The sequence below is a fragment of the Saccharothrix saharensis genome, assembly GCF_006716745.1.
Lineage (GTDB): Bacteria > Actinomycetota > Actinomycetes > Mycobacteriales > Pseudonocardiaceae > Actinosynnema > Actinosynnema saharense.
Map to the genome: position 1 here is coordinate 50,768 of NZ_VFPP01000001.1, position 25,008 is coordinate 75,775.

Sequence of the window (25,008 nt, forward strand, 5' to 3'; positions counted from 1 at the left end):
ACATGGCGCACTTCGCCTTCGTCAGCGCGCCCGCCGCCGGGCACGTCAACCCGACCCTGCCGCTGGTCGAGGAGCTGGTCCGGCGCGGCCACCGGGTCAGCTACGCCACCGGGCCCGCCACCGCCGACGGCGCGGCACAGGCGGGCGCGACACCGGTCGTGCTGCCGTCCGAGCTGCCACCCGACCTCGACGCGCGGGGCGAGTTCACCGCCGACCAGCTCGCGGTGACCCTGAACCACTTCCTCGACGACGCCGAGGTGTCGTTCCCGGTGCTGGCCGCGCACTTCGAGGCCGACCGGCCGGACGCGGTGTGCTACGACTCGGTCACGTTCACCGGCCGCATGCTGGCCAACCTGCTCGGCGTGCCCGAGGTGGCGCTGGTGCCCACGTTCGCGGAGAACGAGAAGTTCTCGGCGACGCAGGTCTACCTGCCGCCGTCGTTCGACCACCAGCACCCCGAGCTGGTCGCGGCGATCGGGCGGATGGCGCGGTTCGCCTCCGGCTTCACGTTCCTGGACGACCCGAACCTGATGTTCGGCCACGTCGCGCCGACGAGCGTCGTGTTCGTGCCGCGCGCGTTCCAGCTGTCCGCCGAGACCTTCGACGAGCGGTTCCACTTCGTCGGGCCGTCGCTGGGCAGCTGGCAGCACGCCGAGCAGTGGTCGCCGTCGTCGGAGAAGCCGGTGCTGCTGGTGTCGCTGGGCACGGTGTTCAACTCCCGCCCCGACTTCTACCGGGCGTGCGCGGAGGCGTTCGGCGACGGTCCGTGGGAGGTGGTGATGTCGATCGGCGACCTCGACCCCGCCGAACTCGGCCCGCTGCCCGCGAACGTCACCGCGCACGCCCGCGTGCCGCAGGTGGCCGTGCTGCGGCACGCGTCGGTGTTCCTCAGCCACGCGGGCATGAACTCGGTGATGGAGTCGCTGTACCACGGCGTGCCGTTCGTGACGGTGCCGCAGATCCCCGAGCAGCGGGCCATCGCGGCGCGGGCCGCGGAGCTGGGACTGGGCGTGACGCTGGAGGACCTGACGCCGGACGCGCTGCGTGCGGCGGTGTCGGCGGCGGACGCCAACCGGGCGGCCGTCGAGGCGATGCGCGAGGTGGTCCGCTCCGCCGGCGGCGCGCCCGCGGCGGCGGACGCGATCGAGGAGCTGGTGGGCTGAGCCGGCGCCGGTGGCCCCTCGACCGGGACCACCGGCGCCGCCGTCAGGGCTTGGGGGAGAGCGCGAAGAACCGCTGCTGCCACAACGACACCAGCTCCTCGCGCACCTCGTCGGTCAGCGTGCCGGCGAGCGCGGCGACCGTGCTCTCCCCGTCCGCCGCCGCCAACAGGTTGAACACGGTGGGGGAGACCTTCGCCGACGGGCCGAACGAGTAGTCCAGGTACACCTCGCCGCTCACCTCCTCGCCCGGCCGCCAGTCCTGCCGCAACCGGGTCATCGGGCGCACCTTCAGCACCAGGTCGTCCAGGGCCATCGTCACCGGCTGCCGCCGCCGCACCAGGAAGTCCTCCACCACCAGCACGTCGATCTCCGTGGTCAGGTAGGTGGTGAGCACGTCGTGCACGGACTGCACGATCGGCTCGGCGTTGTTGTTGAACGACGTGTTGAGCAGCACCGGCGTGCCGGTCAGCTCACCGAACCGGGTGATCAGCTCGTGGAACCGCGCGTTGGCCGCGGGCGTGACCACCTGCACCCGGGCCGTGCCGTCCACGTGCGTGACCGCGCCCAGCTCGGCGCGCCGGTCCTCCAGCACGTGCACCACGAACGACATGAACCCGTGGTCGGCTTCGGTGGCGGTGAGGTCGAAGTAGTCGGTGGCTGCTTCCGGCGTCACGGCCGGCGCGAACGGCCGGAACCCCTCCCGCTTCTTCACCATGGCGTTGATCCGGTCCCGGTTGTGCGCCGGACGCGCGTCGGCCAGGATGCTGCGGTTGCCCAACGCGCGCGGCCCGAACTCCGAGCGCCCGTGCGCCCACCCGACCACCGCGCCGCCCGCGAGCAGCTCGGCCGTCGCGCCCACGACGTCGGCGGGCCGTTCGACCTCGACGATCCCGTCCCAGGCGCGCAGAGTCCGTTCCACCTCGTCGGACGTGCCGAGGTCGGGCCCGAGGCTCGCGCTCACCAGCCGCTCGACCCGGGTGTGCGGCGTGCCCAGGCGGGCCGCGGCCACGATGGCCGCGCCCTCCGCCGCTCCCGCGTCGTGCGACGACGGGTGCACGAAGACCTCCTCGAACAGGCCCGACCGCAGGAGCAGCCCGTTGAGGCTGCTGTTGTGCGCGACACCGCCGGTGAAGCACAGCCGCTTCGCGCCGGTCCGCCGCGCCCAGTGCGTGATCACGTGCATGGCCAGCACCTCCAGCGTCTCCTGGAGGCCCGCGGCGAAGTCCTTGTGCTCCTGCGTCACCGGCTCGCCCGCGCGCCGCGCCCGGAACCCCACCTCGTAGAACGGTGCCACGGTCGGGTTGATGTCCGGGATCGGCGGCGTCATGTCGTACTCGCCGTCGGGTCGCAGCGCGTAAAGGCTGCGGAACTGCTCGCGATAGGTCGCCGGGTCGCCGTACGGCGCCAACCCCATCACTTTGTACTCGTCGCCGAAACCGTAGCCGACGTGCCCGATCGCCTCCTGGTAGAGCAGCCCGAGCGATTGCGGCACCGAGTACGACTTCAGCTCCCGCATTTCACCCGACCCGGCCAGGTGGACCGTGGTGGACACGTTCTCGCCGCGACCGTCCATCACGACGACCAGCGCGTCCGCCATGCCCGACCGCGCGAACGACGACCACGCGTGCGCGAGGTGGTGCCGGGTGAACATGATCCGGTCGGCGGGGACCTCCCAGTCGAAGTGCTCGCGCAGCCGCTCCTGGAGCAGGTCGACGCCCCAGCGCACCGGCTGCACCGGCGTGGCCACGTGGAAGTTGCCCAACCCGAGGTCGACCAGGTCGCGGTCGAAGTAGTAGCCGATGGCGTCGACGTCACCCGGCGCCACGCCCGCCAGGTCGAGGCAGGCGCGAATGGCGCCGGCCGGGAACCGGTTCGTCTTCTTGATCCGGTTGAACCGCTCCTCCTCGACCGCCGCGACGAGTTCCCCGTCGGCCACCAGGCATGCGGCGGCGTCGTGCATGTAAGCCCGGTACAACGCCGGCAGCAAATCGAAATGACCGCTTATGCCCAACGTCAGCATGCCGCTCCACTCCCCAGGTGGTGGTCCCGTATTCTTACCGAACCACGACTCCCGGAGGTGCGATACCGCTGATCGGTCGGATTGCGCGGAAATGAATCCGCGGTCCGCCCGGAATGGGGGTCTGTCAATCTTGTTTGCCGAACTGTGAACCAGGTCACCCGGCTTTTCGTTATTTGTGCGGCGGCATCGCGGCGAGCCCGCACGAGCCGGCGTCGAGGGCGTCCAGGACCGCCGTGTACGCGGGCTTCTTCGCGCCCGTGCCGTCGAACAGCAGCGGTGTGGCCGAGGCGCGCCACGAGTCGCTGTCGCGGACGCCCCACACCGTGATGCCGGTGCACCGGCTCACCGCCAGGCACGCCTGCACGGCGCGCCGGTAGCTGTCCGCCTGGGCCGCGCCGGAACCCTCCACGTCCAGCTCGGTGAGCTGCACGTCCACGCCCAGGGCGGCGAAGTTCCGCAGCGTGGTCGTGAAGTCGGCCGGCACCGGGTGGTGGGTGGTGAAGTGGGACTGGAGGCCGACGCAGTCGATCGGCACCCCGCGGGACTTGAAGTCGCGCACCATCCGGTAGACGGCCTGCGTCTTGGCGTGCGCCCAGTTCTCCACGTTGTAGTCGTTGTAGCAGAGCTTCGCGGCGGGGTCGGCCGCGCGGGCGGTGCGGAAGGCCGCCTCGATCCAGTCGTCGCCGGTGCGCTGGAAGTTCGAGTCGCGGCGCGCACCGGTCGTGCCGTCGGCGAACGCCTCGTTGACCACGTCCCAGGAGTGGATGCGGCCCTTGTAGTAGGACATCACCCCGGTCACGTGGTTCAGCATCGCCTGGCGCAGCGCCGAACCCCGGAGGGCGGCCAGCCAGGACGGCTGCCCCGCGTGCCAGAGCAACGTGTGGCCGCGCACCTGCTTGCCGTGCTGCTCGGCGTGGCCCACCACCCGGTCGGCCGCGGTGAAGGTGAAGCGGTTCTGCTGCGGCTCGGTGGCGTCGAGCTTCATCTCGTTCTCGGGCGTGACGACGGCGAACTCGCGGTCCAGGATGCCCGCGTACGTGGGGTCGGACAGCTTGTGGCCCTGCACGCCCACGCCGAAGTACCGGCCGCTGCGCGCGGCGGCCGAGGCGAGGGTGGTGCCGGCGGTCTCGGCGGCGGCCGGGCTGGTGGGCAGCACGAGCGCCGCGACCAAGGACGCGGTGATGAAGGACGCTACTGAGGGCTTTCGCACTTCGACGGTCCCCTTCCGACGCGGTGGCGCTCCACCATGGGCGCGCGCCACCGCGTCGGGCAATGATTATCGAACCTTTTCGAAACCCCTGCGGCCGTACGTGAGCCGGCGCAGCAACCATTCGGCCGGACCACCGAGGTCCGCGCGGCGCAGCGCGTCGGCGAGCACGACCGCGGCCAGCCACGTGAGCACCGCGATCCCGGACGCCGCCGCCGTGCCCAGTTCCGCGCCCAGGCCTCCGGCGTACGGCACGAACACCGCCACGAACACGACGGACTGCAAGAGGTAGCAGGTCAACGAACGCCGTCCGCACGCGGCCAGCCCGGTCAGCACCCGGCCCGGCCGGGTGGCCCGTGCCGCGACGAGCCCCACCAGTGCTGCGTACCCCAGGCCACCCGCCAGCCCGGTGATGCCGTGCAGGACGTACGCCGGCACCGCGAGACCGCCGGGCGTCCACACCCCGGCGTCCACGAGTGCCAGCGGCAGCCCGCCGAGCACGGCCGACCCGAGGCCGAACCACGCGGTCCGGCGCAACGTGGTGACGTGGCGGCCCGGCTCGTCCAGCAGGCGACGGCGGGCGGCCCAGACGCCGAGCAGGACCGGGACCACCAGCTCCACCACCAGGAACGGCGTCAGCACCGCCCACAGCGCCACCCGCTCACCCAGTGCCGCCACCGGGTCCGCGGTGGCGACCATGTTCGACGCGCCGCCGAACTCGGCGATCCGCAGGCCGGTCATCAGCGACGCGGCGGCGTGCACGAGCAGCCAGGCGCCGGCGAGGGCGAGCACCGTGCGGTCACGCCACCGCAGGACGCCGACCAGCAGCAGCCCGGCCAGCCCGTAGGCGGCCAGGATGTCGCCGAAGAACAGCAGGACGGCGTGGCCGCACCCGAACAACAGCAGCCACCGGCTCCGCCTGCGCAGCACCCGGCGGGTGGTCGGCCAGTCGTCGGTCCGCTTGCTCGCGAGCTGCACGAACCCGTAGCCGAACAGCGCCGCGAACATCGGCATGGCCCGCCCGTCGACCAGCGCGACCTGGAGCCCGGTCACGACGCGGTCGAGCGGGCCGCCGTCCAGCGCGTAGGCCCGGAACCCGGTCGGGTGGCCGTACAGGTACATGTGCGCGTGGGCGAGCGCGATCATCAACAGCATCGCGCCGCGTGCGACGTCGGGCGCCAGTGCGCGTCCGCCGGCGAGCGGCCGGTCGACCATGGCGGAAGATGTGGACAACAGAACACCTCAATTGGATACGAGACCGTAGCTTATCTGGCCGATAAGATACGGCACCGTGTCTTGAAGTGGAAGTGACATGGAGAAAGCGGCTGCCAGGACGACGGAACGGCGGCGCGGCGAGGCACTGGTGCGCGCCATCCACGACGCCGCGCTCGCCGAGCTCGCCGAGGTCGGGTTGGGCCAGCTCAGCATGGAGGGCATCGCCCGCCGCGCGGCCACCGCGAAGACCGTCCTCTACCGCCGTTGGGCGAGCCCGCACGAGCTGCTGGTCGACGCCGTGGCCCGGGCGCACCCGGTGGAGGTGCCGACCCCGGCGGCGGACGACCTGCGCGGAGACCTGGTCGCGGCGCTCACCGTGCTGACCGACTGGATGGCGACACCGGCGGCCACCGCCGTGCTGGCGGTCATGTCCGAACGCCACCGCTACCCCGATCTCGCCGAAGCCCTCTACCGCGACGTCTTCGACCCCAGGGGTGGCACGTTCACCGCCACGGTCCTGCGGCACTACGCCGCCCACGGCGGCCTGGACCGCCGCCGGCTAACCCCGATCACCACCCAGATCGGGGAGGCCCTGGTCTTCAAGCTGACCCTGGACCTCGGCCGCATCCCGACGGCCGCCGACGTGGCCGCGATCGTCGACGAAGCCCTCCTCCCGGCCCTCGGCTTCCCGCCCGCCTGACCGGTCTCACCGCCCGATCCGGCGCAGCGCGAGCTCGGCCAGCACGGTCGCGCCGTCGGCCAGGAGGGCGTCGTCGAACCGCGCGAGAGGGGAGTGGTTGTCCGTGGTGCCGTCACCCACGCCGAACGGGATGAACGCGCCGGGGACCTCGCGCAGGACGCGGGAGAAGTCCTCGCCGCCAGGCATCGGGTTGCGCAACGGGCGGAAGCGGTGGTCGAAGAGGTCGGTGATCGTGTCGGTGACGAACGCCGTCTCGTGCGCGTCGTTGACCGTCATCGGGTAGCCGTCGCGGAACTCCACCTCGGCGCGCAGGCCGTGCGCCCGCGCGATGGACCGGACCAGCGTGACCGCGGCGTCCTCGACCCTGGCCTTGGCCGGCGCGGAGAACGTGCGCACGGTCGCCTCGAAGCGCGCGCTGTCGGGGATGACGTTGCGCTTGGTCCCCGCGTGGAACGACCCCACGGTCACCACCACCGGGTCGAAGATGTCGTGCTGTCGGGTGACCAGGGTCTGCAACGCGGTGACCATCTCGCACGCCGCCGGGATCGGGTCCTTCGCGCGGTGCGGACGGGCACCGTGCCCGCCGGCACCGACCACGGTCACCTCCAGCACGTCGGAAGCCGCCATCGTCGTGCCCGGGCGGGCCGAGAACACGCCGTGCGGCACGCCCGCGCCGAACACGTGCAACGCGTAGGCGGCGTCCGCCCTGCGGCCCGCCGCGTCCAGAACGCCCTCCTCGATCATCGCGGCCGACCCGTCCCAGCCCTCCTCGCCGGGCTGGAACATGAACACCACGTCGCCCGCCATCCCGCCGCGCCGCGCCGCGAGCAGGCGCGCGGCACCGACCAGCATCGCGGTGTGCATGTCGTGGCCGCACGCGTGCATCACACCGTCCACACGGGACGCGAAGTCCAGCCCGGTGCGCTCCTGGATCGGCAACGCGTCCAGGTCGGCGCGCAGCAGCACCACCGGTCCCGGCCGCGCGCCGCGCAGGACTCCGGTCACCGAGGTCGACGACTCGCCCAACGTCAGCTCCAGCGGCAGCCCGTCCAGCGCGGCGAGCACCTTCTCCTGCGTGCGCGGTAAGTCGAGGCCGACCTCGGGGTCGGCGTGCAGCCGCCGTCGCAGCAGCACCAGGTCGTCCAGCAGGGCGGTGGCGTCCTCGTGCACCGACATGGGTGATCACTCCTCGGGTTCGTGGCGGGTACTTGCCGAGGATCAGGTCGGCTGCCACGCTCGGCCCTCGAATGGGCAAGATCACTCACGAGGATGGTCTTCTATGCAGGATTCGCTCACACCGGACGAGACCGACCTCAGGCTCGTCCACGCCCTCCAGGCCGCGCCGCGGGCGTCGTGGCACGAGGTCGGGCGCTCGCTCGGCGTCGACCCGGTCACCGCGGCACGGCGGTGGCAGGGGCTCGTCGACGCGGGGCTCGCGCGCGTCACCGCCTACCCCGAGGTGCGGCTGTGGGCCCAGGACCACTGCAACGCGTTCATCGAGGTCGACATCGAGCCGACCGCCCGTCCGCACGCCGTGGAGGTGCTGTCCCGGATACCGCAGATCGTGTCGATCTCCGTCATCAGCAGCGGCCGGGACCTGTTCCTGACCGTGCTGACCCCCGACCTCGCCGGCCTGTCGCACGTCGTGCTCCAGCAGCTGCACGGGTTGCCGGGCCTGCGGCGGACCCGCACCCACACCGTCACCACCGTCTACGGCGAGGGCAACCACTGGCGGCTCGGCGCGCTCGAACCCCAGCGGCGCGCGCGGGCCGGTGCCGGCCGGCCGACCGGCGGCCGCGCGGTGTGGAAGCCCCACCACCGGGAGGTGCTGCGCGCGCTCGACGACGGACGCCGGCCGGCGGCGGAGATCGCGGCCCGCACCGGGCGGAGCGGGTCCACCGTGCGCCGGTGGTTGGGCGAGATGGTCGACGGCCGGCTGCTGTCGCTGCGCTGCGAGGTCGCCCAACCGATCACCGGGTGGCCGATCACGGCGACGTTCTGGGCCAGGGTGCCGCCGGACGAGCTGGACCGGACCGCGACCGCGTTGACCGAGCTGCCGGAGGTCCGGCTGTGCGCGGCCGTCACCGGCGCCGACAACCTGGTGATGACGTTGTGGCTGCGCTCGCTGGGCGATGTCCAGCGCCTGGAGGCGGAACTGGCCCGGCGGCTGCCCGCGCTCACGCTCACCGACCGGGCCGTGACCCTGCGCGCGGTGAAGCGGATGGGGTGCCTGGTGGACGAAACGGGCCGGATCACCGAAGTGGTGCCCGTCGATCCGTGGGCGACCGCGTGACGGAAGCGGGTCCGCGCGTCGGGCCGAAGGCGTAACTTCGCGATCATGCGCGTTCTCTTCGCCTCGCTCGCGTCCGCGGGGCACACCTACCCGATGGTCCCGCTGGCCGTCGCCGCCCGCGAGGCCGGGCACGAAGTGCACTTCGCCGTCGGCGAGGAGGTGCACGCGCCGTTGGCCGCGAACGGGCTGCGGCCGTTCCGCCCGGCCGACACGTTCTACGAGATGTACGCCGAGGATCTGGAGCCGGAGCTGGCGCGACTGCGGCCGGACCTCGTCGTGCACGGGTGGGGTGTGCCGGGCGCCGCGACAGCCGCGCGCCGCGCCGGGATCCCCGGTCTCTGGCACGGTTTCGGCCGCCTGTTCCCCGACGGGATCGGCTTCGAGCGGCCGGAGCGGGCGGTGCCCGGTCGGCCGCACGTCGACATCTGCCCGCCGTCGTTGCAGGACAGGGACTTCCTGGCGGACTCGGAGCGGATCGAGCTGCGCCCGGTCGCGTTCTCGGAGCCGGACGAACTGTCCTCCTGGGAGGATCGCCGCACGTCGCAGCCCCTGGTCTACCTGACGCTCGGCACCGCGTTCGGCACACCGGAACTGCTGGCCACCGCCATCAGCGGATTGTCGGCGGTGGACGCGCGGGTCGTCGTCGCCACCGGCCGCGTGCGTCCGGACCGGCTCGGCTCCCTGCCGGACAACGTCACCGTCCGGTCCTGGGTGTCCCAAGCCGACCTGCTGCCGCACGTGGACGTCGTCGTGCACCACGGCGGCAGCGGCACCACCCTGGGCGCGCTCGCCGTCGGCGCGCCGCAGTTGTTCCTGCCCCAGGGCGCGGACCAGTTCGCCAACGCCGAGGCCGTCACCGCCGCCGGGGCCGGTGCGCGGCTGCTGCCGGACGAGGTGGGCGCGGACGCGATCGCCGACCACGTCCGGACCTTGGCACGACCCGGCGGGCACGTCGACGCGGCCCGCTCGATCGCCGCGGAGATCGCGCGGATGCCCTCGCCGGACGACGTGGCCCGCCGACTCCCCGAATATGTGGAACGCACATGAAAGGACCCCTTCGCCGAATCGCAATTCTGCGGATTGGCATACTCCCCGGCGTTCGCCGCCCGGTACTGGCTAGGGGAATGGTGTGGATTCGCGATTCGACGTCCACCAGCGGGTCGAGGCCGCCGAGGGGTCGGTGATCTTCCAGGCCGGCCAGGACCAGTACCTCGTCGGCCGGGACCTGCACCTGCACTACGCCGACGGCGTGCACCGGGTCCGGCGGGTGGACGCCGACGCGGCCGGCGACGAGTGCCCGTACCCCGGCCTGGTCGCGTTCGGTCCCGCGCAGGGGCGGTGGTTCTTCGGCCGCGACCGGCTGGTCGCGGAGCTGGTCGGCCGGCTCGACGAGCGGCTCCGCGAGGGCGGGCCGCTGGTGGTGGTCGCACCGTCGGGCGCGGGCAAGTCGTCGCTGCTGCGGGCCGGGTTGCTGCCCGCGCTGGCGGCCGGCCGGCTGGAGGGCTCGCGGCACTGGCCGTGCCTGCTCTTCACGCCCACCGCCCGGCCGGTGCCGGTGCTGGCGAAGTACCTGGCCGCGGTCGTCGGCACCGAGCCGGAACGGGTGCGGGCGGCCGACCCCGAGGTCGTCGTGGCGTTGACCCGCGAGGCGCTGGCGGACCGCGGCGGTACCGGGCCCGCCCGCCTGGTCGTGGTCGTCGACCAGCTCGAAGAGCTGTTCACGCTGTGCGAGGACGAACGCGAGCGGACCGACTTCCTCGACCTGCTGGCGCGCCTGGCCGCGCCCGGCCCGGACGGGCAGCCGCCGGTGGCGCTGGTCGTGTACGGGCTGCGCGCGGACTTCTACGCCTCCTGCGCCGACTACCCCCACCTGCGGGCGGCCTCGCAGGACCACCAGCTGTTCCTCGGGCCGATGTCCGGGACCGAGCTGCGCGAGGCGGTGCTGCTGCCCGCGCGGGCCGTCGGGCTCGACGTCGAGCCGGGCCTGGTCGAACTGCTCCTGGCCGACCTGGGCGTCGCCACGTCGGACGACCCCGCCGCCGGCCGGTACGAGGCGGGTCGGCTGCCGCTGCTCGCGCACGCGCTGCGCGCCACCTGGCAGCAGCGGCACGGCCACACGCTGACCGTGGCCGGCTACCGGGCCACCGGCGGCATCCGGGAGGCCGTGGCCACCACCGCCGAGGGCGTCTTCACCGCGCTGGACGACACGGGCCGCGAGATCGCCGAAGCGCTGCTGCCCCGACTGGTCGCCGTCGGCGACGGCGAGACGGGCGACACCCGACGCCGCGTGCCCCGCTCCGAGCTGGCCGCCCTGGGCCGCGACCCGGAGGCCGTGGCGGCCGTGGTGGACGCGTTCACCGGCAGCCGGCTGCTCACCCGGGACCAGGACACGGTCGAGATCACGCACGAGGCGCTGGTGCGCGCGTGGCCGCGCCTGCGGGACTGGATCAACTCCGACCGGGCCGGCAACCTCGTCCGCCAGGAGCTGGAGCAGGCGGCGGCCGGGTGGGACCGCGACCACCGCGACCCGTCCCGGCTCTACCGCGGCGGCCGGTTGGACACCGCCCGCGCGGTCGCGTCCACCCGTGACCTGCCGCCGACCGCGGCCCTCTTCCTCGCCGAGTCCGTCCGCAGGCACCACCGCCGCGTCAGGGCGAGGCGGCACCGGTTCGCGCTGCTGACCGCGCTGGCGCTGATCGCCTCGGTCACGGCCGTGGTCGCGTTCCGGCAGGGCGACGCGGCGCGGGAGGCGCGCGACGCCGCCGTGGAGCACCGCGACACCGCCGTCTACAACCAGGTCACCGCCGAAGCCGACCACGTCGGCTACACCGACGCCTCGCTGGCCGTGCAGCTCGACCTGGCCGCCTACCGGATGCGCCGGTCGCCCGACCAGGCCACCAAGCTGCTCGCCGCCGCGAACACCGTGCTGGCCACGTCGTTGCCCGCGGGCACGGACAACGTGCGCGCCGTGGCGTTCAGCCCCGACGGGCAGCTCATGGCCACCGGTGCGGAGAACCGCGAGGTGCGGCTGTGGCGCGTCGCCGACCCGGCCCGCCCGACGCCACTGGGCCCGACGCTGACCGACCTGACCGGCGTGGTCGTCTCGCTCGCGTTCAGCCCGGACGGGAAGGTGCTGGCGGGCACCGGCAACGGCGCGACGCAGCTGTGGAGCCTCGCCGACCCCGCCCGTCCCGTCGCGCTGGGCCGGATGGCCGGCCACATCAGCACGGTCTCGTCGGTGGCCTTCAGCCCGGACGGCCGCACGGCCGCCACCTCGGGCGAGGACAGCACGGTCCGGCTGTGGGACGTGACCGACCCCGCCGCGCCCACCGCGATCGGCGCGCCGTTGACCGGCCACACCGACAGCGTCTTCGAAGCGGTGTTCAGCCCCGACGGCCGGACGCTGGCCAGCGTGGACAACGACAACCACCTGCTGCTGTGGAACGTCGCCGACCCGGCGCGGCCCACGTCGCTCGCCGCACCCGGGGACGGCCACACCGGACCGGTCCTGTCCGTCGCGTTCAGCCCGGACGGGCGCACGCTCGCCACGGGCAGCCAGGACCGCACGGTGCGGCTGTGGAACGTGGCCGACCCGGCGAAGCCCGCGCAGCTCGGCCAGCTCACCGGCCACACCAGCTACATCTGGTCGCTCGCGTTCAGCCCGGACGGCCGGACCCTGGCCAGCGCCGGCTACGACCACAAGGCGCTGCTGTGGAACGTGGCCGACCCGGCGCACCCGGCACCGCTGGGCTGGTCGCTCACCGGCCACACCGGTCCGGTGACGGCGGTGGCGTTCCGGCCGGACGGGCACACGCTGGCCACCGGCAGCCATGACCGGACCGTGCGGCTGTGGGACGTCCCGCGCACCCTCCTCGCCGGGCACACCGGCAGCGTGGAGGCGGTGGCGCTCAGCCGTGGCGGCCGCACCCTCGCGACCACCGGCGTCGACCGCACCGTCCGGCTCTGGGACACCTCCGACCCGGCCGCGCCGGAAGCGCTCGGCACGCCGCTGACCGGGTTCGGCGAGTCCGTGACGTCGCTGGCGTTCAGCCCGGACGGGCGCACCCTGGCCGCCGGGAGCAAGGACCACGTCGTGCGGCTGTGGGACGTGGCCGACCCGGCGAAGCCCGCGCCGCTCGGGCAGCTCACCGGGCACACCGGGTACGTGTGGACGGTGGCGTTCAGCCCGGACGGACGGGTGCTGGCCAGCGGCGGCGACGAGGGCGTGGTGCGGCTGTGGGACGTGGCGACCCCCGCCCGGGCGACCCAGGTCTCGGTGCTCACCGTCAGCGCGGGCTACCGCCTCGCGTCGCTGGCGTTCAGCCCCGACGGGCAGGTGCTGGCCACCGGTGGCAGCGACAACGCGGTGCGGCTGTGGAACCTGACCAACCTGCCGCCCACACCCTGGGGCACCACGCTCACCGGGCACTCCGGTCCGGTGTGGTCGGTGGCGTTCAGCCCGGACGGCCGCACCGCGGCGAGCGCGGCCGAGGACGGCGCGGTCCGGCTGTGGGACGTCGGCGACCCGGACGACTTCAAGGAGGCGGCTCCGGCTCTCGGCGCGCACACCGACAACGCGTACGCGGTCGCGTTCAGCCCCGACGGGCGCACCCTCGCCAGCGCCGGGAAGGACCGCGTCCTGCGGTTCTGGGACGTCACGGACAAGGCGGAGCCGAGGGCGGTCGGCCCCGCCGTGCCCGGTCACACCGACGCGGTGAACGCGGTGGCGTTCAGCCCGGACGGGCGATTCCTCGTCACCGGCAGCAGCGACCGGACCGCGAAGCTCTGGCCGCTCGACGTCGACCGGGTGATCGAGCGGATCTGCGCGGCGTCACGCAACGTGCTGACGGCCGCGCAGTGGGAGAAGCACGTGGGGCAACCGGACTTCGCGCCACCCTGCCCGTGACCCGGACCGGTGATCGCGCGTCGCACGTTCCCACCGAGTTCACGTCGCGGAAACCACCGGCGCCGCCGCGCGGACCTACAGTCGCGCCATCCTGGACGAGATTGATCCCTTCATCGGCACGGCGGCGACCTCCCTGCCCAGGGCGCAGGGTCTCGCCGCCACCTGGTGGTGGCCGAAAGCGCAGATCGGCAACACCCACCCGGGCGCGACCTCGCCGCTCGGCATGGTGTCCGCCTGCGCCTACTCCGGCGCCTACCCGACGGGCTACGGCCGGTACACGAAGAACACCGAGGGCCTGCCGGAGGAGATGTTCGACGGGCCGCGGGCGTCCGGGTTCACCCACTTCCAGCAGTCCGGCACCGGCGCGATCCGCAAGTACTACAACTACGTCCGGGTGACCCCGATGGTGCAGCCGCTGGACGCGCTCGGCCAGTCCTGGCCGCTGCACGACGAGGTCGCCCGGGCCGGCTACTACGCGGCCACGCTCGACACCGGTGTCCGGTGCGAGATCACCGTCGGCGCGAAGGTCGCGGTCCACCGGTACACGTTCCCCGAGCACCGCAACGCGCGCATCGTGGTCGACCTGTCGTGCGGCGGCCTGGCCATCGACCACGGCCGAACGGTTCCGCTGCGCGCGCACGTCGAGAGCCTCGGCCACGGTCGGGCGCAGGGCACGGTGGTGGTGGAGGGCGTGCCGCTGTCGGTGCACGTCGAGGTCGACTCGCCGGGCTGGCGGCAGATGCTGTGGCACGACCGGCGGCTGATCGAGGGCGGCACGCGGCTCGACTTCGACCGGATCCGGCAGACCACGCTGCGCCCGTTCGGGCTGCTGTTCCTCGGGCCGACCGGCGCCGGGCAGACCGTCGAGGTGCGGATCGGCTTCTCCCTGCGCGGCTGCGAGCAGGCCCGGGACAACCTGCACCGCGAGTGCGGGCCGCACCCGCCCGCGTTCGACGCCACCCGGGAGCGCACCGCGGACCGGTGGCGCGACCACGTCGGCCGCGTCGAGGTCGAGGGCGGCACGCCGGCCAGGCGGCAGGTGTTCGCCACCGCCCTGTACCACTCGCTCATCAAGCCGTGCTTCGCCGACGACGAGAGCCCGTTCTGGCCGCAGTCCGGGCCGTTCGCGTTCGACGTCTGCACGATGTGGGACATCTACAAGACCCAGGTGCCGCTGCTGGCGGCGATCGTGCCGGACCGGGCGGTGGACCTGCTGGAGTCGCTGGTCCGGGTGTGCGAGGAGGAGGGCAACTTCCCGATCGGCTACCGCATGGCCCGGGGCGCGGACCGGTTCTTCCGGCAGGCCAGCGCCCTGGTGCACACCGCGTTGGCCGACGCGCACGCGCTGGGGCTCGGCGACCTGGACTGGAACTGGGCGCTGGTGCACATGGAAGCAGACCTGCGCCGGCTCTACGGCGAGGACTTCTACGAGCACGGCGTCGTGCACCCGATCTCGCACACCCTGGACCTGGCCTACGCCTACCACTGCACGGCGGGCGTGGCGCGGGCGCTGGGCGACGGCCGCCTCGCCGACGACCTCGCCGCGCGCAGCCTGCTGTGGACCAACGCGTTCGACCCGGCCACGGGCCTGCTGCGCGACTCGTCGTTCTACGAGGGCGGCAAGTGGAACTACTCGTTCCGGTTGCTGCACGACATGGCCGGGCGGATCGCGCTGGCGGGCGGCGACGAGCCGTTCGTGGCGATGCTGGACGCGTTCTTCGGCTTCGGCGCGCCGCCGGTGGTGCAGCCCGGCCGGCGGCCCGACCCGGTGGAGATGGCGGTCGGCTACTCGCTCAACCGGTTCGAGGGCCTCAACAACGAGCCGGACATGGAAGCGCCCTGGTCCTACCACTACGCGGGCCGGCCCGACCGCACGGCCGAGGTCGTGCACGCGGCGTTGACCTGGCAGTTCGGCACCGGTCCCGGCGGGCTGCCGGGCAACGACGACTCCGGCGGCCTCAGCTCCTGGTACGTGTGGGCGTCGCTCGGGCTGTTCCCGGTCGCCGGCCAGAACCTGTTCCTGGTCAACGCGCCCGCGTTCGAACGCGCCACCCTGCACGTCGGCGACCGGGAGTTCGTCGTGGAGACCACGGGGCACCGGGAGACGCCGATCGGCTCCGACGGTCCCGACCGCGTGCCACCGCGGCAGTACGTGCGGTCCGCCCGGCTCAACGGGCGACCGCTGGACGTGGCGCACCTGCGGGCCGCGGACGTCCACGCGGGCGGCCGGCTGCACCTCGACCTCGGCCCGGAACCGTCGGCGTGGGGCCGCCGGGTCCGGCCGCCGTCCCTGTCCGATCCCGCACGCCCCGACCCCGCACCGCCCCACCCCTTCGCACCGGGAGCCCGCACATGAGCAGGCCGAACCGCCGCCTCGTCATAGTGGTCCGCGCCGATCCGGTGATCTGCGGCCACTCCGGCGAGGCCCGCAACCTCGCCGAGGTCGCCTTGACCCGCGGCTTCGACGACGTGCGGCTGCTGACCTGGCCGATACCGGCGCTCCAGGCCGCGGGGCTGCCGCTCAAGCCCCTGGACCGCATCACGCCCTACAGCGCGGGCATCACCGTGGAACGGCCGGAGCCGGTCGGCGACTACCGGGTGCCCGACGGCCGGTACCTGGCCGGGCTCACCGGCCGGCTGGTCGAGCTGCTCGCCGAACCGGTGCCGACCACGTGCCTGTCGATGTACCTCGTGCCGCACACGGCGGTCGTGGGCGAGGCCGTGGCGGCGGCGCGGGCGGCCGGGTTCGGGCCCGAGGTGCGCACCATCGCCAAGGCGGTCGGCTCCGACGTCACCAACGTGATCCGCTCGTGCCTGCGTGACGGGCGATTCGGGGCGGCGGTGGCGCTGTTCACCACGTTCCTGGCCAACGACCAGGTCATCGCGGTGTCGGAGTACACCCGGCAGGAGATCATCGCCGCCGCCGAGGCCGTCGACGCCCACTGCGGCACGCGGCTGGCCGAGGAGTGCCGGGCGCGGGTCGCGGTGAGCTACCCGCCGATCGACACGTCCGCCTACCTGGACCTCGACCCCGCGCGGGTCGACGCCGCCCTGGCGCGCCGCGGCCTCGACCGCGACGGTTACGTGCTGTTCCTGTCCCGGGTGGCCCGCGCCAAGGGCGTGCACGACCTGGTGGCGGCGTTCGCCCGGTCGCGGTCGCGGTCGCGGTCGCGGGTCAAGCTGGTGATCGCCGGGAGCGGTCCGGCGCTGGCCGAGGTGCGGGCGCTCACCCGTGACGACGACCGGGTGGTGCTGCTGTCCGATGTGGCCGACGACGAGAAACCGCTGCTGATGCGCGGCTGCGCCGCCTACGCGCTGCCGACCAAGCCGGAGCCGGACTTCGTGGAGACGTTCGGCATCGCGTTGACCGAGAAGATGCTGGCGGGCGGCGGTCCGGTGATCACGACGACCACCGGCGGCACGGGGGAGGCGGTCGGCGGCACGGCCATCACCGTGCCCGCCGGCGACGTCACCGCGATCGCCGCGGCGATCGACCGCGCGGTGCTGGAGATGTCGGCCGAGGAGCGCCGGTCGCTGGCGGACCGGGCGCGGGCGCACGCCCTGTCGTTCGACCGGGTGCGGGTGTTCGACGACCTGTTCGCCACCGCGCCCGTCACGGGCTGAACGGGGAAGAGGGTCGACGGCGTGCGTTTGAACCGGCGGTGCGGGGCTACACCTGAGCCATGCCGATCACCGACGCCTTCCGGCGGGTCAGCGCCGCCTACTCCGCCGGCGAGCAGCGTCCCCTGCGGGGTTACCTGGCCACCCTCTGCTCGTACAGCGCGCTCGTCGTCGGGGCCACCGCGATCGGCCGACGGCTCGGCGTGCGGCTGCCCGAACGGGTCGCCGTCCACGACGTCGCGCTCCTGTCACTGGCCACGCACAAGGCCAGCCGCCTGCTGACGAAAGGCGCGGTGACCAGCGTGCTGCGCGCGCCGCTCACCCGGTTCGACGGGCCGGCGGGCGCGGCGGAGGTGAACGAGTCGGTGCGCGGCGAGGGCGTGCGGCACGCCGCCGGCGAGCTGGTGACCTGCCCGTTCTGCTCCGGGGTGTGGATCGCCAGCGCGCTCACCGCCGGGATGGTGTTCGCGCCGCGGGCCACCCGACTGGTCGCCACGACGTTGTCCGCGGTCGCGGTGTCGGACTGGCTGCACGTCGTCGACAGCAAGCTCAAGGACACCGCGGCCGAGGGCTGACCGCCGTGATCGCGCAATGCGGGGGAGGCGTCGAGCCGTCGTCGTTAGTCTGATCATCTGCGACTACGGCGGGGGTGGCGGCATTCAAGGCGACGGTGTCGGTGTGGTGGCCGAGGGGGACGGTCCGGGTGGGGCCGGGACGTCGACGGCGCGGCGGGCGCGTGAGGTGTTGGCCATCGGGCCGTTCCGACGGCTCTGGGGTGTCACGTTCCTGTGCAGCGTGGGCGACTGGCTGTCGCTGCTGGCGCTGACCGGGCTGGTCACGAAGCTGGCCGCCGGGTACGGCTGGGAGGGGTTCGCGCTCAGCGCGGTCGTGCTGACCCAGCTGCTGCCGGGGGTGCTGTTCGCGCCGCTGGGCGGCGTGCTGGCGGACCGGTTCGACCGGCGCAAGGTGATGGTGGTGTGCGACCTGGCGCGCGGCGGGCTGTTCCTGTCGATCGCGCTGGTCGGCACGGCGTGGTGGCTGTTCGCGGCGAACTTCCTGGTCGGCTGCTGCGCGATGCTGTGGATCCCGGCCAAGGACTCGGCGGTGCCGAACCTGCTGCGCCGGCCCGACCAGGTCGACACGGCCAACCAGCTCGGCCTGGTGATGACCTACGGCATCGCCACGGTCAGCGGGTTCGGCCTGTACTCGCTCATCGCGGGCGTCCCGGGCTACCTCGGCGTGCGCGACGGCGACCTGGAGTTCCGGATCGCGATCATCGCGGTCGTCGCCAACGGCCTGCTCTACCTCTCGTCCGCGGTGCTGATCGCGTCGCGGATCCCCGAGCTGTCCGGTCGGACCGCGCGACGGGAAGCACCCGGCGGCCCGGGTTTCGCGGTGATGATGCGCGACGGCCTGCGACACGCGTGGCGGACACCGCTGCTGCGCGGCCTCGTGATCGGCATGACCGGCGCGTTCGCCGCCGCGGGCGGGGTGATCGGCAGCGCCCGCCTCTACGCCACGAGCCTCGGCGGCGGCGAGAGCGCCTACGCCACCCTGTTCATCGCCGTGTTCCTCGGCTTGGCGGCGGGCATGGCGACCGCGCCGAAGCTCTCCCGGACGCTGACCTACACCCGGCTGTTCGGCGTCACGATCGTGGGCGCGGGTTTGGGCCTGGCCGTCGTGTCGGTCGCGCCGCACCTGTGGTTCGCGCTCGTCGCGGTCGCCGTGGTGGGCGGGTGCGCGGGCGTCGCGTTCCTCACCGGGCTGACCATCATCGGCACGCGGGTCGAGGACGCGATGCGCGGCCGGATGGTCGCGCTGGTCCAGTCGCTGATGAAGGTCGTGCTCGGCCTGTCGACCGTGCTCGGCCCGCTGCTGGTGACTGTGGTGGGCCCGACGGTCGTGACCGTCTTCGACCGCTCGTTCGACGTGGACGCCACGCGCCCGGTGCTGCTGGGCGCGGGCGTGCTCGCGGCCGCCGTCGGTCTGGTGTCCTACCGGCAGATGGACGAGCGCGCGCTTCAGTCCTCTTCGGAAGGACGGTGAGGTGGCGGGGCGACGGCCCGCGACTCCGCCTCGGTCAGCGGCACGTCGGTGGTCGGCGGCCGGCCCGGACCGGGCACCGCGCGTGGTGACAGCACGAGCGTCCACAGCGGCTCGGACAGGGTGCAGGCGTCGATCCGGGCCCGCGTGACGACCGGGCGGCGGGCGGCGGCGAGCACGAGCCAGTCGAAGTAGCGTTCCCGGAGAGCGGCGACCCGGCCGTGCCGGGGTAGCGCAGGTCCTGGGCGACGGCCAGGTGCCACGGGTCGTCGCCCAGGCGCGCGAACCGCCGGCGGAGCCACCTGGCCGCGCCGTCGCCGAGCCCGTGGCGGGCCACGCCATCCCGCAACGCCACCGCCTGCCGTGCCGCGACCGTCATGCCGTGCCCGTGCGGCGGGTTGAACGCGCGGGCGGCGTCGCCCATCGGCCGGTGAGCGCACGATCACCCCGGAAAACACGTCGACCACGTGTCGGGTCCGCCCGGCTCGGCTACCCCGGTGGCGTCGGGATCACGCCGAGTGCCGGAGGTGGGCGATGGCCAGCCCGGACATCCTGAGGAGCCCGGAGAGCGCGATCGGCCGGGGCGCGGTGGTCGTCGGGTTCGACGGCTCGCAGCGGTCGCGGCACGCCGCGCGCTGGGCGGCGCGCGAGGCGGCGAGCCGCGGGGTGCGCCTGGTCGTGGTGAACGTGATCCGCGGGCCGTTCCCCGAGGTGGTCGTGACGCCGGTGTCCATGCCGCTGCCGCAACTGGTCGGTGAGCAGGCGGTGCGCGCGTACACGAAGGACCACCTCGCCGAGCTCGCCGCCGAGTGCGCTGAGGTCGCGCCGGGGGTCGAGGTGGACACCCGCGCGTTCGACGGGCACCCGGCCGCCGTGCTGGCCGAGGCGGGGCGCGAAGCGCTGCTGCTCGTCGTCGGCTCGTCCGGGGCCACCGGCCTGGCCAGGGTGTTCGCCGGCTCCGTGACCGCGGACCTGGCGCACCACTTCACCGGACCCCTCGTGGTCGTGCGGGACGCCGAGGACGACGATCCCGAGGACGACGACGGCCGGGTGGTGGTCGGGGTCGACGGGTCCGAGCCGAGCGACCGCGCGGTCGAGTTCGCGGTGGACCACGTCGCGCGGCACGGCGGCGTCGTGGTCGGCGTGCACGCCACGACCGGCCTGCCGGTGGACGCGATGGCGCCGGGCGGCGCGTGGGGGCAGGGGCTCGGGCTCGGCCTGGACGTCGAGCAGCTCCACTCCGCCGCGGAGGCCCTGGTCACCCGGTCGTTGGCCGGTCCGCTCGCCCGCCACCCGGAGGTCCGGGCGGAACGGGCGGTGTCGCTCGCCCGACCCGCCCAGGCGTTGGCCGAGCACGCCGAGCACGCGTCGCTGCTGGTCGTCGGCAGCCACGGCCACGGCCCGGTGCGCCGCGCGCTGCTCGGCTCCGTCAGCCACGCCATGCTGCACCACGCGCCCTGCCCGCTGGCCGTCGTGCGCGGGTGATCGGGTCCGAGCGCCGAGACCCGCGCCGGCGCCGGATGGTAGGAAGTCCGGGTGAGTAACTTGGATGACGGGGCCGGGCTGCGGCTCGCGCAGGACGAGGTCGTGTCGCTGGCCAGCGAGTTGATCAGGATCGACACGACCAACACGGGGGACCCGGCCACGGTCGTCGGTGAGCGCGCGGCCGCCGAGTGGGTCGCGGAGAAGCTGGGCGAGGTCGGCTACGAGACCACCTACGTCGAATCCGGGGCCAAGGGCCGCGGCAACGTGGTCGCCCGCCTGGCCGGCGCGGACCCGTCGCGGGGCGCGCTGCTGGTGCACGGTCACCTGGACGTGGTGCCCGCCGACGCCTCCGAGTGGTCCGTGCACCCGTTCTCCGGCGCGGTGCAGGACGGGTACGTGTGGGGCCGCGGCGCGGTCGACATGAAGGACATGGTCGCGATGACGCTCGCGGTCGCGCGCCGGTTCAAGCGCGACGGCGTGGTGCCGCCCCGCGACATCGTGTTCGCGTTCCTGGCCGACGAGGAGGCGGGCGGCCTGTTCGGCGCCAAGTGGCTGGTGGACAACCGGCCCGAGCTGTTCGAGGGCGTCACCGAGGCGATCAGCGAGGTCGGCGGCTTCTCCATCACGCTCAAGGACGACGTCCGGGCCTACCTGGTCGAGACCGCCGAGAAGGGCATCCGGTGGCTCAAGCTGCGGGTGCGCGGCACCGCGGGCCACGGCTCGATGATCCACAACGACAACGCGGTGGCCAAGCTCGCCGCGGCGGTCACCAAGCTGGGGCAGCACCGGTTCCCGGTGGTGCTCTCGCCGTCCGTGCGCGAGTTCCTGGCCGGCGTGTCGGAGATCACCGGCCTGGAGTTCCCCGAGGACGACCTGGAGGGCTCGATCGGCAAGCTGGGCGCGCTGTCGCGGATGATCGGCGCGACGCTGCGCGACACGGCGAACCCGACCATGCTGTCCGCCGGGTACAAGGCCAACGTGATCCCGTCGGTCGCCGAGGCCACTGTGGACTGCCGCATCCTGCCCGGCCGCGAGGAGGCGTTCGAGCGCGAGCTGGCCGAGCTGCTCGGCCCGGACGTCGAGCGCGAGTGGCTGGGGCTGCCGCCGGTGGAGACCACGTTCGACGGCGCGCTGGTCGACGCGATGACCGCGTCCATCACCGCCGAGGACCCCGGCGCGAAGGTGCTGCCGTACATGCTGTCGGGCGGCACGGACGCCAAGTCGTTCCAGCAGCTGGGCATCCGCAACTTCGGCTTCGCCCCGCTGAAGCTGCCCGCCGACCTGGACTTCTCCGGCCTGTTCCACGGCGTGGACGAGCGCGTGCCGGTCGACGCGCTGCAGTTCGGCGTCCGCGTGTTGGACCGCTTCCTGCGCAACTCGTGACGCGAGGCGCCGCCCGTCCTCGCGGGCGGCGCACGGCTCGTCCGACCGCAATATTCGTGGCAACCGCGGCGCGCAATTCGTCCGATCGAATGCAGCTCCCGACCATTGCCGAGTTCGCCGGAACCGTCGCCTCGATACTGCTCGCACCGGTGCCGAGGGGGACGAGGCGAAAATGACAGATCCTCTTTTCCGTGGTGTCCACGTGTTGTTGTCCGTCATCCGGGACCTCGTGGACCGCCCGCGGTGGAGACCGCGGCGAGGTCGGGACGGGCTGCGCGGCGACCGCCCGCTACCGCTGCTGTGCGTGATCGGCGACGTCGGCGGCAACGACGTGCCGAAGGCGCTGGAGCTCCGCCTGGAGAACACCGGCGCCCGGAGCAAGCGGAAGGTCCCGCACGCCCACGCGGACGCGGGGCCGGCCGCCACCACCGCCGCCGACCGCTGGTCGAGGGTCGAGCGCGAGGCGCCGCTGCTGCCGCTGCTCGACGTGCTGCACAGCCGGTTGCTGGCCGACCGGTTCGGCCACGACAAGCTGCGGTCGTTCCGCCACTACCGGCTGGTCGACTGGCTCACCGGCCGGCAGTTGCCGCCGGCCCAGAACATCCACGACAACCGCGCGATCGTGCGCGAGCTCCGCGAGTGGTACGCCGCGGCGGACACCGCGAGGGACGTCGAGCCGCAGGCGACCGCGCAGCAGCTCGGTGGACCGTCCGTGTACGAGAAGCTGCTGGTGCTGCTCCTCACGGTCTGGCACCGACCGCTGCGCTTCTGGCTGTGGGTGCACGGCGTGCCGCTGGTCGGTCGGGAACCGCGCTGGCTGATGCGCCAGCCGTTCATGGTGCCGGGGCACTCGACCGCGTTCACCGGGTTCGCCGAACGCCTCACCGCGGGCAGGCGCGCCGAGGAGAACCCGGAGCACGTCAAGAAGCTGCTCGTGCACGCCTTCCTCCAGGACCTGCGCCTGGCCTACCGGCCGCGCGGCCTGCGCCTGCGCCGGTGGCAGCGCACCGCGTACACGGTCGTGCTGTTGTCGGGCCTGACCGACGACAACGGCGGGTGGGAACTCCTGCGGCTGATCAACGACGTCCGCAACGAGTCGACCGAGCACGACCCGCTGCTGGTGATCGCCGCCGCGGACGCCAAGCCCGCCGACCTCCAGCCCGGGCGGCCGGTCGAGCCCGTCAGCCGGATCAAAGCGGAACTGGACGCCTGGGCGGCCGGGCTGCCGGTGCACCGGCAGGCGTTGCGCCCGGACGCGCGGTTCGTCTTCGTCCGACTGCCGGGGGAGCGGGACGACCCCACCCAGGCCGACGAGTCGGCGTGGGTCGACCTGAGCGGCATCAAGCCGCGCCAACCCCCGCTGCCCGCGCGGAAACCGGTCGTCGCCGGCGTGGTGCTGGCCCTGCTGGCCGCCGTGTCGTTGACGGGCGGCCGGTGGGGGTGGGTGCGGGTCGACAACGACTGCCTGCCCGACCCCGCGCGTGGCGTCGCGGTTCGCTGGGTCGAGGCCATCCAGTCCTGCGTGGGCTACAGCGACGACTCGGCGCGGGTCTTCGGCCCGGACCCGCGACTGCGGGCGGCCCAGCACGCGGTGTTCGAGCTCAACGCCACGGCCGAACGGCTGCACGAGGACAACCCCGAGCGGACGTTGGTGAGCGTGGTCTACTTCGCCGACCTGACCCACCCGGTGTCCGACCCCGGCGCGGACGCGTCCACGTCCGAAGAGCTGGAAGGGCTCCTGATCCGGCAGGAGGCGCAGAACAAGACCAGCAACACCGAACCGCTGCTGCGGGTCTACGTGGCCAACGGCGGCGACCGCATGGCCGCCGCCCGCACCGTCGTGGACGACCTGCTCGAACCGCTGCTGGCCGCCGACCCCACGATCGTCGGCGTCATCGGCATGGCGTTGACGGTGGACGCCACGGAGAGCGCCATCGGCGCGCTGGGCGACCTCGGCACGCCGGTGGTGGCCACCACGCTGACCGGCGAGGTGCTGGGCAGCCGGTCACCGCTGTACTTCCAGCTCGTGCCGGGCAACGCGGTGCAGGCCGAGCTGGTCGCCGAGCACGCCCGCCGGGTCGGCAAGCAGGTCACGGTGTACCACCCGCCGTTGACCGACAACTACCTCGACAGCCTCGTGTCGGAGCTGCTGGCGGAACTGGGCGCGGACGAGACCGCGACCCGGTCGTGGGACCGGCAGGTCGGCGAGGTCGAGGTGGTCTGCGGTGCGGGGCACATCGCGTTCTTCGCGGGCCGGGAGGGCGAGTTCCCGGGGTTCCTCGACGAGGTAGTGGACCAGTGCGGCAACGACCGGCCCGAGGTGATCGGCGACGACACCACGGCCCGGTTCATCGCGCAGAGCGATCTGAGGCTGCGCAACGAGTTCAGGGGCATCGCGGTGTCGTTCGTGTCGATGGGCGCCCGGGTCGTGCTCGCCGGGACCGACTGCGTCACCAAGGGCCAACCCGCAGCGCGGGACCCCGAGCACCCCGGCGCGCGTCCGCTGGTCGAGTTCTGCACCGGGCACCGCAGGGTGCGGGAGCGGGTCACCGGTGTCGGCCGGGTGGCGGACTTCGCCCGGCTGCTCGCCCGGTCCGACGACCACATGCCGTGGCCGGGTGAGCGGATCGGGCTCGCCTACGACGCGGCGAGCCTGTTCGTGGCGGCCGCGCGGGACAACCGGACCCGGTCCAGGGTGCCCAACCCCGACCCGGCGGCACCGTCGACCGGTCCGCTCCCCACCGTGCACCGGGCGGCGATCGCGCAGGAGCTGCGCGAGCCGGGCGACTACGAGGGCGCGACCGGCCCGATCGACTTCGCGCGGTCCCGGACCGGTCTGACCCGACCGCTGGCGATCCTGACCATCTCCGACCTGCACGACCTGGCGGAGGTGCCGAGCTGCGTCTACGAGATCAGCCGGCCGGCCGACCCGGCGGCACCCCGCCCGTGGGGCACGCCGGACTGCTGAACCG

The 25,008-nt window shown here is 73.5% G+C and carries 17 protein-coding genes; 12 read left to right on the forward strand and 5 right to left on the reverse strand.

The window, feature by feature from the left end; genetic code table 11:
- Window positions 1-2 precede the first annotated feature (2 nt).
- Window positions 3-1,163, forward strand: coding sequence for a macrolide family glycosyltransferase (locus FHX81_RS00090; RefSeq protein WP_141974616.1), 1,161 nt, complete (start codon window positions 3-5; stop codon window positions 1,161-1,163).
- 43 nt (window positions 1,164-1,206) lie between these two features.
- On the opposite strand, the gene FHX81_RS00095 is transcribed toward FHX81_RS00090, so the two are convergent.
- The 3 genes from FHX81_RS00095 to FHX81_RS00105 form a co-directional block, all read right to left on the reverse strand.
- Window positions 1,207-3,123, reverse strand: a complete 1,917-nt coding sequence (locus tag FHX81_RS00095) for a carbamoyltransferase family protein (protein WP_246107532.1) — start codon at window positions 3,121-3,123, stop codon at window positions 1,207-1,209.
- A 229-nt stretch (window positions 3,124-3,352) separates the two neighbouring features.
- Window positions 3,353-4,354 (reverse strand): glycoside hydrolase family 10 protein, encoded by a 1,002-nt coding sequence (locus FHX81_RS00100; protein ID WP_246107533.1) that lies wholly within the window; start codon window positions 4,352-4,354, stop codon window positions 3,353-3,355.
- Between the two features lie 105 nt (window positions 4,355-4,459).
- The gene (locus FHX81_RS00105; protein ID WP_246107534.1) at window positions 4,460-5,623 is read right to left on the reverse strand and encodes a DUF418 domain-containing protein; all 1,164 of its coding nucleotides are present in this window, start codon (window positions 5,621-5,623) and stop codon (window positions 4,460-4,462) included.
- A gap of 79 nt (window positions 5,624-5,702) precedes the next feature.
- Here FHX81_RS00105 and FHX81_RS00110 point away from each other — a divergent pair, with 79 nt between their 5' ends.
- Entirely contained in the window at window positions 5,703-6,305 is a 603-nt protein-coding gene (locus tag FHX81_RS00110; protein ID WP_141974619.1) for a TetR/AcrR family transcriptional regulator, read from the forward strand.
- Between the two features lie 6 nt (window positions 6,306-6,311).
- Here FHX81_RS00110 and FHX81_RS00115 read toward each other — a convergent pair whose 3' ends face one another.
- On the reverse strand, window positions 6,312-7,481 hold the full coding sequence (locus FHX81_RS00115) for a M20 metallopeptidase family protein (protein ID WP_141974620.1): 1,170 nt from the start codon (window positions 7,479-7,481) through the stop codon (window positions 6,312-6,314).
- 103 nt (window positions 7,482-7,584) lie between these two features.
- Here FHX81_RS00115 and FHX81_RS00120 point away from each other — a divergent pair, with 103 nt between their 5' ends.
- The 7 genes from FHX81_RS00120 (at window position 7,585) to FHX81_RS00150 (ending at window position 19,171) form a co-directional block, all read left to right on the forward strand.
- Window positions 7,585-8,598 carry an Lrp/AsnC family transcriptional regulator gene (locus FHX81_RS00120; protein WP_141974621.1) on the forward strand — a complete coding sequence of 338 codons (1,014 nt, stop codon included), beginning with the start codon at window positions 7,585-7,587 and terminating at the stop codon, window positions 8,596-8,598.
- Between the two features lie 45 nt (window positions 8,599-8,643).
- Window positions 8,644-9,645: a glycosyltransferase gene (locus FHX81_RS00125; protein ID WP_141974622.1), complete on the forward strand. Its 1,002-nt coding sequence runs from the start codon at window positions 8,644-8,646 to the stop codon at window positions 9,643-9,645.
- Window positions 9,646-9,727: 82 nt separating this feature from the next.
- Window positions 9,728-13,504, forward strand: a complete 3,777-nt coding sequence (locus FHX81_RS00130) for a WD40 repeat domain-containing protein (RefSeq protein WP_141974623.1) — start codon at window positions 9,728-9,730, stop codon at window positions 13,502-13,504.
- 112 nt (window positions 13,505-13,616) lie between these two features.
- Window positions 13,617-15,860, forward strand: a complete 2,244-nt coding sequence (locus FHX81_RS00135; RefSeq protein ID WP_281291772.1) for a GH92 family glycosyl hydrolase — start codon at window positions 13,617-13,619, stop codon at window positions 15,858-15,860.
- Window positions 15,857-17,128 (forward strand): glycosyltransferase, encoded by a 1,272-nt coding sequence (locus FHX81_RS00140; protein WP_141974625.1) that lies wholly within the window; start codon window positions 15,857-15,859, stop codon window positions 17,126-17,128. Before FHX81_RS00135 ends, FHX81_RS00140 begins: the two co-directional genes overlap by 4 nt.
- 59 nt (window positions 17,129-17,187) lie before the next feature.
- Window positions 17,188-17,700: a DUF1360 domain-containing protein gene (locus tag FHX81_RS00145; protein WP_141974626.1), complete on the forward strand. Its 513-nt coding sequence runs from the start codon at window positions 17,188-17,190 to the stop codon at window positions 17,698-17,700.
- Between the two features lie 103 nt (window positions 17,701-17,803).
- The gene (locus tag FHX81_RS00150; protein ID WP_246107535.1) at window positions 17,804-19,171 is read left to right on the forward strand and encodes an MFS transporter; all 1,368 of its coding nucleotides are present in this window, start codon (window positions 17,804-17,806) and stop codon (window positions 19,169-19,171) included.
- Here the strand turns inward: FHX81_RS00150 and FHX81_RS00155 are convergent.
- Window positions 19,147-19,431: a hypothetical protein gene (locus FHX81_RS00155; protein ID WP_141974628.1), complete on the reverse strand. Its 285-nt coding sequence runs from the start codon at window positions 19,429-19,431 to the stop codon at window positions 19,147-19,149. The two genes, FHX81_RS00150 and FHX81_RS00155, sit on opposite strands and share 25 nt — an antisense overlap.
- Before the next feature lie 271 nt (window positions 19,432-19,702).
- On the opposite strand from FHX81_RS00155, the gene FHX81_RS00160 reads away from it, so the two are divergent.
- From FHX81_RS00160 to FHX81_RS00170, 3 genes are all read left to right on the forward strand, one after another.
- The gene (locus FHX81_RS00160; protein ID WP_141974629.1) at window positions 19,703-20,653 is read left to right on the forward strand and encodes a universal stress protein; all 951 of its coding nucleotides are present in this window, start codon (window positions 19,703-19,705) and stop codon (window positions 20,651-20,653) included.
- 60 nt (window positions 20,654-20,713) lie between these two features.
- Entirely contained in the window at window positions 20,714-22,036 is a 1,323-nt protein-coding gene (locus tag FHX81_RS00165; RefSeq protein WP_211363724.1) for a M20/M25/M40 family metallo-hydrolase, read from the forward strand.
- A gap of 202 nt (window positions 22,037-22,238) precedes the next feature.
- Window positions 22,239-25,004, forward strand: coding sequence for a hypothetical protein (locus tag FHX81_RS00170; RefSeq protein WP_141974630.1), 2,766 nt, complete (start codon window positions 22,239-22,241; stop codon window positions 25,002-25,004).
- Window positions 25,005-25,008 lie beyond the last annotated feature (4 nt).